The sequence below is a fragment of the Nocardioides asiaticus genome (assembly GCF_040049175.1).
Classification (GTDB): domain Bacteria; phylum Actinomycetota; class Actinomycetes; order Propionibacteriales; family Nocardioidaceae; genus Nocardioides; species Nocardioides cheoyonin.
In genome coordinates this window covers 74,086-91,924 of the sequence record NZ_JBDZDM010000009.1, presented here as the reverse complement: position 1 = coordinate 91,924, position 17,839 = coordinate 74,086, and the positions used below count along the sequence as shown (strand labels likewise).

7 protein-coding genes are annotated in these 17,839 nt (G+C 68.8%); 2 read left to right on the top strand and 5 right to left on the bottom strand.

Translation table 11 applies throughout. The features are described from left to right. Window positions 1-17: 17 nt before the first annotated feature. The 5 genes from ABLE53_RS24635 to ABLE53_RS24615 form a co-directional block, all read right to left on the bottom strand. Entirely contained in the window at window positions 18-1,115 is a 1,098-nt protein-coding gene (locus tag ABLE53_RS24635; RefSeq protein ID WP_348861843.1) for a DUF3320 domain-containing protein, read from the bottom strand. Continuing rightward, window positions 1,115-4,612: an SNF2-related protein gene (locus ABLE53_RS24630; RefSeq protein ID WP_348861842.1), complete on the bottom strand. Its 3,498-nt coding sequence runs from the start codon at window positions 4,610-4,612 to the stop codon at window positions 1,115-1,117. Before ABLE53_RS24630 ends, ABLE53_RS24635 begins: the two co-directional genes overlap by 1 nt. Continuing rightward, window positions 4,609-8,619, bottom strand: coding sequence for an Eco57I restriction-modification methylase domain-containing protein (locus ABLE53_RS24625; protein WP_348861841.1), 4,011 nt, complete (start codon window positions 8,617-8,619; stop codon window positions 4,609-4,611). Before ABLE53_RS24625 ends, ABLE53_RS24630 begins: the two co-directional genes overlap by 4 nt. Before the next feature lie 175 nt (window positions 8,620-8,794). Beyond that, entirely contained in the window at window positions 8,795-9,772 is a 978-nt protein-coding gene (locus ABLE53_RS24620; RefSeq protein ID WP_348861840.1) for a hypothetical protein, read from the bottom strand. A gap of 111 nt (window positions 9,773-9,883) precedes the next feature. Beyond that, complete coding sequence (locus ABLE53_RS24615) at window positions 9,884-11,170, bottom strand: DUF1173 domain-containing protein (protein ID WP_348861839.1); 1,287 nt, start codon at window positions 11,168-11,170, stop codon at window positions 9,884-9,886. A gap of 399 nt (window positions 11,171-11,569) precedes the next feature. On the opposite strand from ABLE53_RS24615, the gene ABLE53_RS24610 reads away from it, so the two are divergent. Beyond that, complete coding sequence (locus tag ABLE53_RS24610; protein WP_348861838.1) at window positions 11,570-11,917, top strand: hypothetical protein; 348 nt, start codon at window positions 11,570-11,572, stop codon at window positions 11,915-11,917. Window positions 11,918-11,988: 71 nt separating this feature from the next. Continuing rightward, a complete protein-coding gene (locus ABLE53_RS24605; protein ID WP_348861837.1) occupies window positions 11,989-17,736 on the top strand; it encodes an SNF2-related protein in 5,748 nt (1,915 codons plus the stop codon). Window positions 17,737-17,839: the final 103 nt, after the last annotated feature.

Sequence of the window (17,839 nt, the reverse complement as noted above, 5' to 3'; positions counted from 1 at the left end):
TCGGGCGGCGGTAGCCGTCAGAGGAGCGCGCGGGCTCTGTCGAGGTGGGCCGCGAACTGCTTCGTCTTGCGTCTGCGTCCGAAGGTCTGCAGCGTCGCCGCGTCGAGCGCCGCGGTGTCGAGGCTCGGGGGGCCGTCCTTGAGCAGGCGCATCGCGTTTGCGATCTCGACCGGGCTGATCTGGGTGAACGGGCGTTCTACGGTGCTGTCGTTGGGTCGGAACTCGCGCCACGTACCCGGATCGAGGTCGGTGGGCCACACGAACTTGCCGTCGTCGACCAAGAGGCCCGTCTGCCGGATCTGGTAGGTCAGCTTCTTCTCGCGGGCCGGCCACAGGCGTTGCACTCCGAAGGATGCGGCGGTGAGTTGGGCGAGCCGGTCGATGTGGATCGGTCCCTCAAACTCTGCGATCTCTGTCGCGACGGCGCGGACCTTCTCCTTCGCAGCCTTCTTGGGCAGGTCATCGAGCACCGTCACGTCGCCCACCGGGACCACGGCCCAGGGCTCGAACTCGAGGCGGCCCGATCCGATGGTCGGGGTGGCGTTGGCGTCGGCCCGGGTGAGTACGCCTGGGTCGGGCCGGACCACGTCCTCGGCGGCTGGGTCGTTGGCCGGTGACGGCGCGGCGGCGACGGGTTCGGGGATCACGGGGGCGTCGTGGGCAGCGACGCCCTTCTCTTCGGCCAGCGCGTGGAAGGCCTCCTCCCGGAGCCTGCTGGCTTCCGCGGCGCCCTCGGTGTCGTCGAAGTGCTCCAGCAGCCGCACGGCGAAGTCGTGGGCGCGCCATGCGTCGAGGGTCGTCAGCTCGTCGTGGTGTGCCCACCGGTTGCGGACGATCCGCAGCTCGCTGCCGAGTGCGCTGACCAGGCGGGTGTGGTCATCGAAGGGGAAGCCCAGATTGCCGAGGCGTTCTGTGATCGCCTTGAGCTGGGACTGCAGGTCGGTGGCGGCGTACGACTTCGGTGGCTTGCCGCGCATCTTGTCCAGCTCGGTGAGCACGGTCGGCCAGGGCAGCCCGCCGAGGTTCGGGGCCAGGCGGGCGCCGATGATTGGGTCAAGTCGCTGCGCGAGGTGGTGCAGGCCCTTGTCGACGGAGTAGCGGGGGTCGAAGAGCATCAGAAGAGCTCTCCCGACTGCTTGGTTCCGGGGATCTGCCCCAGCGTCTCTTCCTGGCCGCGGGTTCCCCTGACGGCCATCCAGGTCACGAGCCGCACCTCGTGCTCCTCGATGTCCGGAAGGGGTTCGCGGGGCGGGGGTGCGGTGATGCCGGCCTCGTCGAGGACCTCGGTGACGAGACCGATGCGCTGCTCGTCGGTGGCGCCCTGGTTGAGCGCTCCTCGCACCTGTCGGGCGACCTTGGCCGAGGGCACGCTGCGGAGCCTGTTGGCGAGGGCGATCTGGGCGTCCTTGCCGAGATAGCCGCCCTTGCGGAGCACCAGCGAGTAGGCGTCGCGGAAGGACAGCGGCAGGTCGGGTTGGAAGGCGTTGGGGTCGGTCAGTTCCTTCCAGGTTGCATAGACGCTGTTACGGGCGACTTCCCACGCGTCGAAGGCGTGGTCGTAGACGTCCTCGGGGAGCCAGCGCTCGGCGTTGGAGTTCTGCGGGTCGGCGACCCGCAGCGAGATGAGGGTGTCGGAGGAGACGATGGGTTCGCCGTCCTCGGTGCGGCGCAGCGTCCAGTCGTCGTGGGCGGGGACGTAACGGAACCACGGCTTGGCGCTCTTGCCGATTTTGACGCAGAAGACGTAGCCGTTGCCGCGCACGACCGGGTTCACGAACCCGCTGCCCGATCCGTACGGGAGGGACAGGACGTCGGACTTGAGAACCGGCTCCATATTGAAGGCGCCGAAGAGCCTGCGGCGGTATTCCTCGCCGGACAGCGAGGCGCTGGAGCCGCCGGAGTCCAGGAGCTTCTCGAACTCGTCGATCACCTGGTCGTCGGCGAGGTTGACCTCGTGACCCGGCCCGCGGCCGGGCAGGACCTCGCCGGCGCCGACCGCGGCGTCCGCAAGCGCGAGCTTGGCCTCCAGGCGTGCCTCCAGCTCGAGCAGGGTGTCGAGCCGTTCGGCGGGAAAGAAGAGGCCGAGGTGGACGTAGTCGTGCTTGGAGCCGATGCGGTCGACGCGGCCGTGACGCTGCACGATCCGCATGGGATTCCACGGCAGGTCGTAGTTGATCATCTGGCCGGCCTGCTGGAGGTTCACGCCCTCGGCGAGCACATCGGTGGTGAACAGGATGTCGAACTCGTCCTTGGCGATCGGTTCGCCGGCGGCGTTGCGGGGTCCGGCTGTTGCGGGGGCGAAACCGGCGATGGTCGATGCGCGGCCACCTTGGTCGACCCCGCCAGACGCACCGCGCACGTGGGTCTTGGCGTAGGAGCCCATGATCGGTGGCGCGACACGGCCTCGGTAGTCGGCAAGCGGTGACCCGGCGGGCGCGTTCTCGATCGCCTTGACGACGGCCTCATGGATGGGGAGGACGGTGTCGGTGAAGGCCGAGAAGATGATGACCTTGCGCCGGTCCGCGTGCGACAAGCCCCGGGGGTCGACGCGCTGGGCGTCCGCCGCGATCTGGTTCAGCTCGGCGACAAGGCGCTCGACCTTCGGTTCAAGACCGTCGATGACGACTTCGGCAAGGTCTCGCAGTTCGCGCAGCAGGGTGATGTCGGAGTCGACGTCGGCTTGCAGCTCGGTGAGGTGGTAGCCGTCGACCGATTCGATCTGGTCGTCCTGGTCGAACTCCAACACGAACTCGTCGAGGTCGTCGGAGTCCGAGGTAACCCATTCGCTGAGGGCCTCGCCCTTGAGCACGTAGCCCTTGCCCAGCGCGTCGAGGAACGACTCGTGGGAGAGAATCATCTTCTCCAGCGAGGCGTGCAGTGCCTGGGGACTGGACTCCAGTCGCTTCAACAGGCCCGAGCGGAGCAGGCCGGCGTTGGTGATCTGGTACTCCTGCAGGTCGTGGTCGACGGTGTACATGCTGGACAGGTACCGGGCCAGCATCAGGCGCTTGGGGTCGCGACTGCGGTCCTCCCAGGCACGCGGCGCGTGGGGGTCGGTCGGGTCGTCAAGGGCGTAGACCATGGCGTCGATGAGCGCGAGGCCATCGGCGTCGAGGTCGTAGTCGATGCGGCGAACCTTGGGTTGGGGGAACTTGATCGTGGTCGGCTTTCCGTCCGGGCCGATGATGAGCTCGTTGGCGTAGTGCTCCTTGACGAACTTCCGTGTGCGGCGGACGGCGACCTGGTCCATCAGGTCGAAGAGATGCTCGGGGGTGAGGTTGGCGGGGTCGATCGCCTGGGCCTGCTTGATGTACTCGCGGATGCTGGGGATCCCGAGGGAGGCAAACCGAGCGTCGTCGCGGATGAAGTACTTGACCAGCGTCTCGAGGTCGTTGAGCGAGTTGTTGACCGGGGTCGCGGTGAGCAGCACGACACGCTTGGGGCTGCCCGCGGTGATCACGCGGTCCACAGCCCCGGATCGCTGGGCGCCCGAGTTGCGGAGGTTGTGGGCTTCGTCGATGACGACGAGCGAGTAGTCCTCGACCTCCTGGAGGAAAGCCTCGATGGACCCGCGGTCGGGGTCGAGGCGGTTGCGAACCTCTTCGTAGGAGTAGACCTTCACCCAGCGGCTGAAGTCGTGGGTCTCCAGGAACGGCTCCCACATCGAGGATTTCAACGCGGCGGGAGCGACGATCAGGACGCGCTGCCGGTTGACGTTGGCGGTGCGGTAGATGACCTCACCGGCCAGGTAGGTCTTCCCGAGACCGACCTCGTCGGCGACCAGCACTCCCCCGTGTTCGTCGAGGAGGCGTTCCATGCGGGTGACGCCGTCAGCCTGGAAGCGCGTGAGGTTCAGGCCGGTGCGGACGTTCGGGTTCTCATCAGCGTCGAGGTGCTCGCCGTAGAGCTCCCAGAGCATGCGCAGGTAGACCGACCATGGGGTGTGGGGGTCCCAGAGCCGGCCGTACAGCTCGGCGAGGTCGTAGGGCTCGCTGACGTCCCAGAGGTGCTCGAACCACTCGCGCACCTTGCCCGCCGAGCTTGTGCCGCCACCGGTGCCGAGGTTGAGCTCGGCGTTGTGGGCCAGGCCGGCATAGGTCATGTTCGACGAGCCCGCGATCGCCGCCTGGGCCGCACTGTCTTCGACCAGGTAGGTCTTCCCGTGCAGGAAGCCACCGGTGTAACGCCGGACCTCGACCTTCGCGGCCCCATCGGGGTCGACGCTTTGGAGCCACTCGACCATCCGCTTGGCCTCGGAGGTGGGCACGCGCGCGAAGCCCATCGTGTCCCTCTCGGCCTCCAGCCAGGCCTGGTGGTTGGCGAGCGCCGCGTCCCGCCGGGCGTCCTGGTCGGCGTCGCCGGACGTCATCGCCCGGACCGAGTCCTCCTCCGGTTCGGCGCCGAGCAGGAGCCGCACGCGCGGCGCGGTCTCGAGCTCGCCGGCGAGCAGCGCGAACCCGGCAGGGTTGATGTACGCCGTCGCGATCGCGATCGGAGGCGCCGTCACCTTGTTTTCTCGGAGCCGTCGGAAGAGTTCGTTGACCTTGTCCGCGACCGTCGCGTCCGGCTCGCTCGGCGCGAAGTTCGTAGCGAAGTCGGGCAGCTGGGTCATGCCTTGCCCCTCCACTCTCGGTAATGCTTCAGCACAGCGTTGAGGCGCGGCTCGTAGTTCCAGCCGCGATGGAAGGTGGAGAAGATGTGTTCGACCTGGTCCTCTGTAAGGCCGTAGAGCAAGCTCACGACAGCATCCAGTTCGGCGATGAGATCGTCCTTGTCGGCATCGGTCTTGACAGACCCAACGGGCACGCCGACGTCGCGAGCCCACGCGTCGTACCGATCGTCAACGGCCGCGAGACGCCCCGCGATCTCCGTAGCACGCCCGCGGAGTGGGTCCCCGAGCCTCGGCCGGGGAACGGGCGCTCCAAGAACGATTTCGACGGTCGCGTGATTCTCGACCATGAGCCTCATGTACCAGTCGAACGGGAGCGATGAGAGCACGCCCAGGACGTACGCGGTGTCGCTAGAGGTGCCCTCCCTGAAGAACAGGTAGTAGGCCTGGTGAACGAGCACTGTCTCGGGCGGGATCAATGCGACGATGCACGTCCGGGAATCGGTAGCTCTCGCGGTGTCGCGCCACGCGATTCTGGGCGAGTGCATCGGAAGCGTTGCCATGTCGTTGACCCACGTGGCCGGCATGCCGTAGAACGCTGACCGCCGCGTCCGGACCTGGTTCAAGCGCCGAGTTTGGAGCGCCTCAGTAATCGATTCGCGGTCCGCGTAGGCGTAAACCGATCCCGTTTCGGGCGACCAAAGGTTGAAGGAGTCGCCCTTGTATACGGGGACCATGCCTTCGGTGGGTGGCGCGAAGACGAATCGGTGTTTGTCGTCGGTGGCATGGAGCTCACGGAGTCCTCGCACCGCGAGGCCGTCCTTCTCGACGTCCAACCGTGGGCTCCGCTTCATCTGCCGGAACACCATCGCTCCCGCGGTGTCGGGCACCAGAGGAAATGCGTCGCTCGTCGACCACGTGGAGAACTCAGCGCTCGGAACCTCGGCGACAGTGTCAGCACCGGACAAGAATTCTTGCTCGCTGGCGAAGGGGCCGCAGAAGCGGACGACGCGGTCGCCGCCCTTCTCGATGACGGTGAGACCGATTGTCCAGCGCGGCTCCATGTCAAACGCCCAGCGCGCAGCATTGACGATGAAGCACACATCGGCGAAGGACCCTTGGCTGAGGACTTCGTGGCGCCATGTCGCGAGGGCTGAGCCGGAGTGCGCGCTTCTGGGTAGGACGATGGCGGACCGGCCTCCGTCCGCGAGAAGCTGCCAGTTGCGCCACGCGAAGGCCTGGAAGAGGTCGACGTCTGTGAAGGATCTAACGACGTAGGGTCCGGTCGCGAGTGCTTCCTTGACGCGTCTGACCCTCTCGACTTCGGCGTCGTACTCGGCAACCAGATCGGGGCGTTGAGCGCGGTGCAGCGCAATGAGTTGCTCTGCCTCAGCCTGAGGTGCGCTTCGGATGCCGGGAAATCGGGCGCCCCAGAACTGGTGTTCCTCGACTTTGACCTTCTCCCACGGTGGGTTTCCTAGGAGAACGTCGAACCCCGGCCTCTCGCGGAGGAAGACTTCAGGGAACAGGAACGGCATGTGCGCAGGCTGCAACTCAACCGCGGCCGCTTCGACCTCGGGCCGGTTGAGCGCCGCGTGAAGCGATTCCTCGTCGAGGATCAGGCCAGGCTGGATGTTGCCGATCCGGGCCGCGATCGCGGCGTCGAAGATGCGCCGCGCCGTATCGGCGGCTGTGCGAGCCTCTGACAGGAGTCGTGCTCCCTCTTCTACTTCGGCCTTGTTGGCTTCACTGGCGTTGGCGAGGTCGATCAGAAGAGTCTTTGAGGACGCGAGTTGGTCGGTCAGGATCTCGTCGAAGAGACTGATCTCTCCCGGCTTGCGGCCGGGCTGGAGCGCGTCGAGGGCTTCGTCGATCGTGCCGATACCGGTGAGGCTGTTCGCATTGACGAGGCCGTGGTCGAGGTTGCTCATGGGCAGGCCGGGCACGAAGGTGTGGATCCAGAGTGCGAGGCGTGCGAGCTCGACCGCCATGGGGTTGATGTCGAGGCCGTAGATACAGCGCCGGGCGACCTGGCGGCGTAGGAGGCCCACTTCGTCGACCTCGCTCTTCGCGACATCGTCGGTACCAAGGGCGTCGCGGGCCACGGCGGCGAGCCGGAGCAGTTCCTCGGTGACTCCTGGGACTGCGTGCTCGGTGAGGAAGGTGCGCATGAGCGCTTCGATCTTGTCGACGGCCGCAACGAGGAAGTGGCCGGATCCCATCGCGAGGTCGGCGACTCGGAAGTCGAAGAACTCCCGCGCCGCAGTTGCTGCGTCGCCCTTGTTGAGGCGGTCCGCGATCTTCTCGAGGTGGGCGGTGAGTGCCGGGACGATGGAACGTTCGATGAGGTGGTCGACCACGACCTTGGGGGTGAAGTAGGAGCCTGTGGCCTTCCGCTCACCGGATGCGGTGTGGAAGTAGACCGAGCCGGCGGTGGCGTAGACGGTGTCGCCGGGTTTGGCGGGGACCCAGGCGCCGCTGTCGTCGGTGGTGAGGTCTTCTTCGGCGAGCGAGAGCGAGCTCTCGAGGAGGCCTTCGTAGATGGTGCCGAACTCGCGGACGCTGAGGGAGCGGAAGTCGACGGGGCCGAGTACGCCGTCGTCGCTGACGTCGATGAGGAGGCTCTTCAACGCGGGCCCGAGAACGCTGTCGGGGAGCTCGATCTTCTTGATGAGCGCGCCTTCGGGTGAGCGGTCGGGGTCGGTGGAGAAGAGGCCGCCGTTGTAGGAAGGGATCTGCCACTGGGGGTTGCCTTGGTCGATGGCGTTCCAGACCTGCACCAGGTCGTACCAGATGGTCGTGGAGTCGCCGAACTCGTCAGTGTCGGAGTCGATGAGGCGGCGCGCGTTGGTCTTGAGGCTGTTGGCGTCGAAGCCTTCGTTGCGCCCGGAGGGCAGGAGGCCGCGGTCTTCGGCGTAAGCCTGGAAGAGGAGCCGGAAGAGGATGCGCAGGGTGACGCGGTAGGCGAGCGCGAGTCCATCGGCGTCGAGTGCAACGGCTGCGTCCTTGGCGAGGCGCTGGGCGACCTCGACGGCAACGGGCGGCACGATCTCGTCGTAGATCCGCTCGCGGAGACGGGCGCCGAGCTCACTGGCGTAACGCGAGCTGTCACGCAGGAGCTCGTCGGCGGTGCCGTCAGCCTTGAGCGCTTCGGCGGAGAAGACAAGCGGAAGGAGGGCGGCGTATTCGGAGTCGACGGTGGAGAGGTCGACCTCGAAGAAGGTCTCGGCCTGGCCCTTGGAGCCGACGCCGACGCCGTCCCGGCCGGGGTAGAGCCGGATCTGGTCCTTGCGGAGGACGACCAGCCAGGGCACCTCCTGCTTGGAGGCGACGGCGAGACCGAACGCGACCGGCGAGAGTTGGAAGCGCTGGGTCTTGGCGTCGAACTGCTCGGTGTCGTCGAGCAGTACCGCGACAGCGCGGGGCGGGTGCCCGCCGATGGAGAGCAGCATCGTGCCGTTCGGTCCGGGGTGGGTTCCGAATCCGAGGGCCTCGACGAGCTGCTTGCCGCGCTTGCTGAGCAGCCCACTGGCCTTGTGGCCGAGGGCCGCCCAGTCGGGGCGCTTGGGAACGTTGCTGGTGATGTGGTGGGAGGCGAAGAGGCCGCTGTTGGTGAAGCCGGCGACACCGGTGGAGTCGTTGGCCTTGCGGAAGCCGGCGAACCGTTCGGTGGCGGCGAGGAGGTCGGGCTCGGCGAGCACGGACTGCAGCTGTCGTTGGGCCTGCTCGACCGGCAGGACGATTGGCTGGGCCTGCGGATCGGGACCGAAGAGATGCGCCGATCCGTCGTGGACGACGGCGACGACGAGCTGGACCTGTGTTCGGCCGGTACGGGCGGTGAAGAGGTCGCGGAGGTTCTGGCGCGACGGCGCGGCGACAGAGGTGGCGACGGCTACTTGGAAGCCGCCGAGGCCGTGCGGGTCCGGGCCAAGATAGACCTTCTCGGTGGTGACGCCTGCCGGCGCGGACGGATCGGTCCAAGTCACGACCTTGTCGGCGGTCAGACGCACAACTGCTCCCTCGGGCTTTGGCTGAGGGCCGCGAGCGTTGCAACCCGATCTGAAACCCTACCGACGCGGGCCGACTGAAAACTTGAAAACAGCAGGCCTCTCCGCAAGGTCCGCCGAGGTGGGCCGGGCTGCGTCGGGATGAGGAGCGCTCGCCGCGTTCCGGCGGAGGCGAAGGTCAGCCGCTGCCCTTGGCGAGGCGTACACGGAGTCCCTCCAGCTTCACGAAGTATCGGCGGGCTGCGATCGCCAGGAGGGTGGCTCCTGTCTCGGTGAGCCAGGTTTCGCGGTCGCCGTCGTGCGCTTCGACGGGGTGGAGTGCGTAGTTGCGGACTTCGCGGAACATGTGGGCCTGGGTGACGACCTCGGTGATGGTCGCGCTGCCGGGTGAGGGCTTGAGGTCGCGCAGCTTCTGTTCGGTGAGTCGGATGACTTCGGCGATGTCGCGGCCGTCCTCGATCTTCTTGGCCAGTGCCGGGGGTGGGGACGGCACGGCGCGGGCGAGGTTGAACCATGCTGCCTCGGAGGCGGCGGCGAGCAGGCTGGATGAGGCGAGGTAGAGCCCGCGCTGGAGGGCGCGGCGGCTTTCGCGGACCATGGTCATGCCGCGGGTGCCGAGAATCGGGGCGAGGTCGGCCAGCAGTTCTTCGACGGGAAGCAGTACCTCGCTCGGATCGGTGTCGAGTGGTCGGACCGGCATGAAGCGGGGCGTGTTGCCCTGGTCGCCGATGTGGGGGGAATGGACCAGGACGGGGACGCTGGATCCGCCGCCGGGGTAGGTGACTGAGATGCGTTCGGGCTGGATGTCGTACTGGTTGCCTTCGGCGCGGGTGAGCACGCCCTCGGCGACGAGCTGGGCCAGGGCGCGGCGCACGGCGTGGCGGCAGCGGAAGACGGTCAGGTGGGGATCGTGTGGGTCGGGGTCGGCGAGGCGCCGGCCCGGATCGGTGGACTGCTGGGCCGTGAACGTCGTGCGGTCTGCGGGTCGCTGGCCGCCGGTCGCGGTGAGCCACCGGTCCTCGAAGTCGGTCAGCCGCACGGGTTCGGTCGCCTCAGCGAGGGCGGCGAGGATCACTGTGCGGGCGACCAGCACGTCGGCCTCGCTGGGGGTGACTGCGGCCTGCATCGCCTCGACGAACGGTGCCTCGAACTCCATGAGGCCAAGTGTCGCGAGCGGCGCCGACGGTGGGGGCGGGAATCGCCGAGCAGCGTCCCTGGCCTTGGCTCGGCGAAGGCGCGCCGTGACGGACCTGCCTGTGGTGTTGGGTCAGTGGTCGCTGCTGGGCCGGGGCCGACGATGGGCCGCGGCGGGCGGGAGTTCAGGCATGTCCTCGCCGATGACCCAGGCCCAGACGCCAGTGCCGGTGTCGGCTGCGATCTGGGTGACGGTCTCGCGGTCCTCGTCGCTGTGGAGCAGGAACGCCGCGGTGGGGGTCTCGGTGTCGGTGAACACCAGGGAGGCCATGGGCTTGTCGGGTGCGAGGTTGTAGCGCAGGGACTTGGTGAACCGGCGGCGTGCCTCGAGGGCGGTGTCGAGGAGCAGTTTGTCGGCCAGCGACTCGTACGGCAGCCAGTTGCGGTCGGTCATGACCAGCGAGATCTCCTCGGCGGTGGCCAGCCCGGCTCGCCCGACGGAGAACGTCGCGATCACCATCAGGTGGCCCTCGTCGTCGCCCTGCCACAGCTCGAGCTCGTCGCCGAACCGCTTGTGGAGGCGCTTGAGGAGCGTGTCGTCGACCATGAGCGGGGCGTCGGGCAGGTGCCTGATGACCAGCTTGTGCCCGAACCGTGCGGCCTCGATGGCCTTGAGCTCGCCGATCAGCATCATGAACTGCTGGGAGGAGCCGTGTTGCTGGATCGACGCCCACGCGGAGAGCCGGCGGGCCGCGATCTCCGCCTTCTTCTCGGCGGTGAACGGCTCGGGGACGTACAGCCTCGTGGCGAGCGGCTTGCCCTTGGTGAACTTGCCGCGCGCGGCCTGACGCAGGTACCAGGACACGATGCGCCAGTTGCGCTTGCCCGCCATGGCGGGTGACCAGGTGGCGAGGTCGGCCTCTTGCCACAGGTAGTGCAGGACCGCGCGCAGAGTGAGCCGGTTCGGGTCGGCGGCGACCGAGTCGGCCACTCCCCCGCTGCCGGCACCGACGGGTGCGGCACGCTCAGCCTTGGACATGCGGAAGCCGAGCTTGATGGCGGTCAGGCCGCTGTCGGCTTCCTCGGTGATCGCGGAGCCGAGGACCTGCCCGAGGCCGGAGAGCTCTTCGGGCGGCAGGTAGGAGGCGCACCGGTGGGTGTGCGCGAGTCCGGAGTCCGGCATCCGCTTGATGACGTACTTGTCGGATCCGATCTTGGCGACGTACATGGCGACGCCGTCGGGGCGGCACAGGCACAGCGGCCGGACCCGGTCGCTGTGCGCGGCCGCGAGCAGCTGCTGCACGTCGGGGTTGTTGCTCTGGGTGATGCGGTGGCCGTAGAGCTCGAAGACCTGTCGCTCGGTGGCGTGGTCGGGGTCGGCCCGCCCTGCAGCCGGGGTTCTCGTTGGTGTCGTGGTCATGTCGGGACAGGCAACGGAACCGCGGGCGGATCGGACGCCTACGCGCGCCTCGGCGACGCCGTTTTCCACAAATTTCCCCGCGTGATGTCCGATCCGCGGCCCGGGTGGATGCCTGTCCCGGTTGAGAGCGGTGGTGAGCCGTGGCGCGGGTCGCGACCTACGCCCTCTCCAAACGGTTGTGGAGGTGCCGAGCGGTGGCGCGACGTCGAGCGAGCGCGGACGACTCAGATCAGCTGGCGCTGTGGGATGTGGGCGAGGAGCCCACCGAGGAGGTCGGTGCGCCGCCGGCTACGCCCACCGCCTCGACAGTTGGGGAGCCCGTCGGCGCGCCCGACCCGGTGGTCGCGACGAGTGTCGGCGCGGGGGCGCACACTAGAGGTGAGGCGGAAGGAGCAGGCGATGAGTCAGCAGGCCAGCAGCGAGGCCGATCCGACGATGGAGTACGCCTCGGTGGCGGCGCGGTACTGGGCGACGTACCTGCCGAGCCGCCTGGCGACGATCCCGGACGCGGATCGTCGAGCGTTCTTCGAGGACCTGGGTCGGCAGGTGGCCGAGATGGTGGACTACTTGGCGGAGGACAACCTGCGGGCCTCGAGCCGGCCGCACGATCCGCCGGAGCTGACCCGGCGTCGGGCGACGATGGCGCGGATGCGGGCCGAGGAGGAGGCGCTGGCCGAGCTGGTGTACCTGCCGAAGGAGCCCGGCACGCTGGCCCGCGAGATGCCGACGACGCTGACCGCGGAGTAGCACCGCACTCCCCCGCTGCTGCGGCACCGGACTTCAAGCCCGGCGGTCAGGACGATCTGGCGCCGGCCGGGGTGGCGGCGAAGGTTCAGGCGAATCTCGCGGCGCTGCGGCTGCTGCGCCGGATCGAGGCAGAGGACCGCCCGGCGACCGCAGATGAGCAGCAGGTCCTGGCCCGGTTCGCGGGCTGGGGTGCGTTGCCGAAGGTCTTCGTGACCGGTGACGACACTTACGCGGCTGTGCGCGAGGAGCTGCGGGGCCTGTTGTCGCCGGCCGAGTACGACGACGCGATGCAGAACGCGTTGAACTCCCACTTCACCGATGCCGGTCTGGTCGAGCCGATGTGGGCCGCCCTGCAAGCCCTGGGGTTCGAGTCCGGGCTGGTGCTGGAGGCGGGCTGCGGCATCGGCAACTTCATCGGCTTCGCTCCCGCGGGCGCGCGGATGGTCGGGGTGGAGCGCAACGAGGTCTCCGGCAGCATCGCCCGGCTGCTGTATCCCTCGGCGCAGGTGCGGGTGGAGTCGTTCGGCGAGACCCCGGTGCGGCCGGGCACCTATGACGCGGTGATCGGGAACGTCCCGTTCGGGAACTACCCGGTGCGCGACCGGGTCCACAACCCGCGCAACCAGCTGCTGATCCACGACCACTTCATCACCAAGTCCCTGGCCGGGTTGAAGCCCGGCGGGGTGATGGCGGTCATCACCTCGGCCGGCACCCTGGACAAGCAGCTCTCGACCGTGCGGCGCAGCTGGTTCGAGCAGGCCGACCTGCTCGGCGCGGTGCGCCTGCCGAATGCCGCTCACCGCGCGGCCGCGGGCACCGAGGTCGTCACCGACGTCCTGTTGCTGCGGCGCCGCGAAGCGGACCGGGAACCGGGCGACGACGCGTGGGTGACGTCGGTGCCGACGCGGTTAGACGACGGCACGGAGCGGTACGTCAACGGCTACTTCACCGCGCACCGGGAGAACATCCTCGGTGCCACCGCAACCGGTCAGGCCGCGATGGGCCGGGAGGTGCTGGAGGTGCGGAACCTGGTGACCGCCGCGAGCCTGGGCACGCAGCTGCGGTACCGGCTGGAGGCGATCGCACGTGCGGCGGTCGCCGAAGGACGCGGCCACTCCCCCACGCCGGCCGGTGTGGCTGCGCCCACGTTCACCCCGCCGGCCACCAACCCGTCCACTAGCCCGTCCACCAGCCCGTCCACCAACACGGTCACCAAACCGGATGCCAGCTCGGCTCAGCGCCGGCCGACACGGCAGCCGTCGCCCGTGCAGGGGCCGGTGCGGTCGGCCCGCACCCTCGCTCGACCGAAGAAGGTTGGGCAGATCACGCACACCGGCACGATCGCGGTCGTCGGCAAGCGTCCCGGGTCGGCGGGATCGCTGCAGCACTCGTTCACCGTCGTCGACTACGACGGCACCGAGGTGCCCTACGTGCCGGATGGGGCAGCGACGGCGGGCCGCCGCACCAGGGATGGGCACCATCCCTCCCAGGCCGATGAGCTGGTGAGCCTGCTGCGGATGCGTGACCTGGCCGCGGACCTGCGTGAAGCGGAGCGTGAGACCACCGAGGACACCGAGGAGATTGCCGAGCTGCGGCGTGAGTTGAACGCCTGCTACGACGCCTACGTCGCCGACTACGGCCCGATCAGCCGGATGAAGGCCTCGCAGAAGAAGGTCACGGTCAAAGACCCCGAGGACCCTAACCAGACCGAGGGCCTGGTCGAGGGCGATGACGGCGAGTGGTACTCGCTGACCTACACGAAGCCGGGGATGGGCGGCATCCGCAAGGACCCGACCTGGTGGTCGCTCACGGGCCTGGAGTCCTCCTACGACGAGTTCACCAACACCGCCACGAAGGCGAAGTTCTTCACCCAGCGGATGGTCGGGTTCCGCGAGCTGCCGACGCGAGCGGAGTCGCCTGCGGACGCGGTGGCGATCAGCCGCGAGCACGACGGCCGGGTCGACATGGACCGCATCGCCGGCCTGCTCGGCGTCAACCTCGAGGAGGCACGGGCACTGACCCGCGGCCTGGTGTTCACCGACCACCGCACCGGTGAACTGGTGCCGGCGCACCTGTTCTTGTCCGGCAACGTGCGCCGCAAGGCCGCCGAGCTCGAGGAGCTGGCCACGACGGACCCGGACAAGTGGGGGGAGGCCGCGGCCGCGATGCGGGCGGCAGTACCTCCTGACAAGGACGTCACCAAGATCAGCGTCAAGCTCGGCATGGTCTGGATCCCCGCCTCGGATGTGGAGGCGTTCGTGCGTGACATCACGGGCAACGACCGGGCCACCGTCACCCATTCGGAGGAGGACGGCTGGAAGTGCTCGCCCGGCGGCGGCCGCAGCCGCAACCCGGCGCTGGAGGGCGGCGGCAGCATGGGCGCTCCCCCGGGCCACGACTGGCGCAAGCCACTGAAGGCGAAGTGGGGCACCTCGCGGCGCACGACCTACCAGCTGGTCGAGACCGCGCTGAAGGGGCAGCGGCCACAGGTGACCGACAAGGACGCCGAGGGCGTGGAGCGGATCAACCGCGCCGAGACCGAGGCGGCCGGCGAGCAGATGGAGGTCATCGAGAAGGAGTTCGCCCGGTGGCTGTGGCGCGACCCGGATCGCAAGCAGCGCCTGCACGCCGCCTACAACGACAAGTACCGGTCCTACACCGACGTCAACTACGTCGACTCCCCCTACTCGGCCTACCCGGGCATGTCGGATGCGATCGTGCTCGACCCGCACCAGAACGACGCAGTCGCGATGGCCAAGGACTCCGAGGCGGTGCTGCTGCACCACGAAGTTGGAACCGGGAAGACGTTCACACTGGCCGCGACGATCATGGAGAAGCGGCGACTGGGGCAGATCCACAAGCCGGTGGTGGTGGTGCCCAACCACCTACTGGAGCAGTGGGTTCGGGAGTTCACGATCCTGTACCCCGACGCGGAGCTGCTGGCCACCGACACCAAGGGCATCTCCGGGCCGGACGCACGCCACCGGTTCGTGGCCCAGGCCGCGTCGCATGACTGGGATGCGGTCGTGATGACGTCCTCCTCCTTCCGGCTGCTGCCGCTGTCGGAGGAGACGATCGAGGACAACATCCAGCAGCGGCTCGACAAGCTGCGAGGCGAGCGGGAGGAGGCGCTGGCCGAGGGTGACACCAAGGCGGTGAAGCGGATCGGTGAGCGGATCGAACGCGAGGAGTCCTCGCTGCGCGAGCTGCAGGACCGGATCGGTGGCGACGTCGGGCCGCTGGACTTCGAGACCGCCGGTTTCGACTACATCGTGGTCGACGAGGCCCACGAGTACAAGAACGACGAGGTCGAGTCCTCGGTGCGCACACTAGCGAAGGGCAAGCCCAACCTGGGGGCAGTGGACCTGCGGACCAAGCTGGACTGGCTGCGCGAGCGCAACCGCGAGCTGGGGAAGCGGTCGCTGGCGTTGTTCGCGACCGGCACCCCGATCTCGAACTCCACCCGCGAGTTCTACGTGATGATCCGGTTCCTGCGACCCGACCTGCTCGCCGAGGCCGGGGTGGCCGAGTTCGACGACTTCCGCAAGGCGTTCTTGCAGATGGAGGAGTCCATCGAGCCGACCGTCACCGGCCGCCTGCAGGTGAAGATGCGGGAGGGCGACGGCCTGGTCAACGCCGGCGAGCTGAAGCGGATCTGGGTGCAGTTCGCCGACGAGGTGACCGCCGAGGACGTCGGCATGGAGCGCCCCGCGCTGCGCGGCGGGCAGGCGGAGAAGATCCTGCGCGGCGTCTCGGAACACCAGCAGGCCTTCATCCGGCACCTCAACGTGCGACGGGAGGCGATCAAGCCGAAGTTCAAGCCCGAGCCGGGCGAGGACACGGTGGTCGCGATCGGCACCGACGGACTCACCTCGGCCGTCGACCTGCGGCTCATCCCCGAGCACAAGCTCCTCGAGGCGGGCATCGACCCGGCCGCGCTGAGTGATGCGGACTCGAAGGTGCCGCTGGTCGCCGAGCAGGTGCTCGAGGAGTGGCGCCGCACTCGCGACATGGAGTTCAAGGTGCGCCGCGGATCCAGCGAGGTCGCACCGATCCGGGGAGGCTTCCAGCTGGTCTTCTGCGACAAGGGCATCCCCAACAGCGAGGGCAAGCACTCCTTCTACGAGGCCTTGAAGCTCGCCCTGGTCGCCGGCGGGCTCAAGCCCGAGGAGGTGGCGTTCATCCACGACGCCGAGGGGGACGCGACCAAGCTCGGGAAGCTCACCGAGCGGTGCCGCACCGGCGAGATCAAGGTGCTGATCGGCTCGACCGCGAAGATGGGCACCGGTCTGAACGTGCAGAACCGGCTCTCCGCGCTGCACCACGTCGACGGCGCCTACCGGCCCGACCAGATCGAGCAGCGCAACGGCCGCGCGATCCGCCGCGGCAACCAGTTCGACGAGGTCCGGGTCCTCTACTACCCGCTGGAGGGCTCGACCGAGGGGTTCCAATGGGCGCACGTGGCCCGCAAGGACAACTTCCTCCGCGCGTTCGCGCTCGCCGACCTCGACGCCACGATCATCGGGCAGTCCGAGTCGGCGACCCAGTCCGAGGCCGCGATGTTGAAGGCCCTGGCGGCGAACAACCCGCTCCTGATGGACAAGACGCAGCTCGACCTCGATCTGCGACGGATGCAGAACCAGGCCGACACCTTCGACGCCTCGAAGGAGTACCACGCGAACGTCGTCTCCCAGGGCAACCGCATGATCGGCACCCTCACCGCGAACATCGGGGCCTTGGAGTCCGCGGCTCGGGAGGTGATCGACACCTCCGGGGAGGCGTTCCGGATGCACCTGACCAACAACTACGGCCGGCTGGAGGATCGACCCGTCGTCGAGCGCAAGCAGGCGGCGCTCCGACTGGCCGCCTCCCCCGGCCTGTCGGGCAACCTCGACTACGCCCCACTCGGGGCGGGCCGGCCCTTCCTGATCGGGCGGCTGGGTGGGGTGCGGCTCTACGCCTGGACCTACCGGCCGGGGATCGGGAAGCCGGCGTACCGGGTCGGGGTCGACGATCCGGCCAACACCCGTGAGTGGGCTCCGCAGCTGCTCGACCTGACCCCGGCGGAGCTGGTGCCCGGCAAGATCGACACGGGAGCGATCACCCGCCTGGAGAACCTGGTCCGCAGCATCCATGAGCGCCCCGCCGTTCTGGGTGCGCGCGTCGAGCGGCTGCGCAAGGAAGTCGAGGTCTCCGCGGCCGAGCAGGACATGACCTTCGAGGCGGCCGCCGAGCTCGAGGCCCTCAAGGAGCGCAACCAGGCGCTGACCGAGCTGATGCGGCTGGTCGCAGCAGACCGCCCCGGTCCTGCCGGCACGGCACGCCAGCCTGATCCGGCTCGGTCCTCGGGGCCGGACGCCGACGCCGCGACCGAGCCAGCGGCCGCGAGCGCGACGGACGACGCGGCCCGCAAGCACGCGGCCCTGGTCGCGGAGGCCGAAGCCACCTACAACGCCGCCACCGAGAAGTGGCGAGCCCTGCGTGACGCCCGACTGGATGCACCCGGGAACGTGAAGCCGGCCGAGATGGGGGCGGTCCGCACGTCACGGCGCCGGATCAAGCAGCAGATGGCCGAGCGGGCACGCGAGGCCCGGGGAGAGCCGGCACCGCGGCCCAGGATCCACGCCCGTGACGCCTCCGAAGACCCCGAGACGACGACAGCCGTGTCCGGGGCACTCCGGCCAGCCGCCGCGGCCCCGTCGACGGCTAACGGTTCCAGCCCTGCGCAGCGGCCCGCGATCGCGCCCCCTCCCCCACCGCCGCCCGCCCCCGATCGGGGCATCCTCGCCGCCACCGCCCAGCTGGGGTGGTCACGGTGATCCCGATACTCGGCGGCGGCCGCGCCTGCCGGTGTTCGTCCACAGCCCGCCCAAGGAGCGGGTTCTCCACTGGCTCGGGCGCGGCTGGCGCGTCCGACCACTG

Excerpts from the sequence above, each read along its gene's own strand:
- ABLE53_RS24620 (WP_348861840.1), bottom strand. The coding sequence starts at position 9,772 with ATGGAGTTCGAGGCACCGTTCGTCGAGGCGATGCAGGCCGCAGTCACC.
- ABLE53_RS24630 (WP_348861842.1), bottom strand. The coding sequence starts at position 4,612 with ATGACCCAGCTGCCCGACTTCGCTACGAACTTCGCGCCGAGCGAGCCG.
- ABLE53_RS24635 (WP_348861843.1), bottom strand. The coding sequence starts at position 1,115 with ATGCTCTTCGACCCCCGCTACTCCGTCGACAAGGGCCTGCACCACCTC.
- ABLE53_RS24610 (WP_348861838.1), top strand. The coding sequence starts at position 11,570 with ATGAGTCAGCAGGCCAGCAGCGAGGCCGATCCGACGATGGAGTACGCC.
- ABLE53_RS24615 (WP_348861839.1), bottom strand. The coding sequence starts at position 11,170 with ATGACCACGACACCAACGAGAACCCCGGCTGCAGGGCGGGCCGACCCC.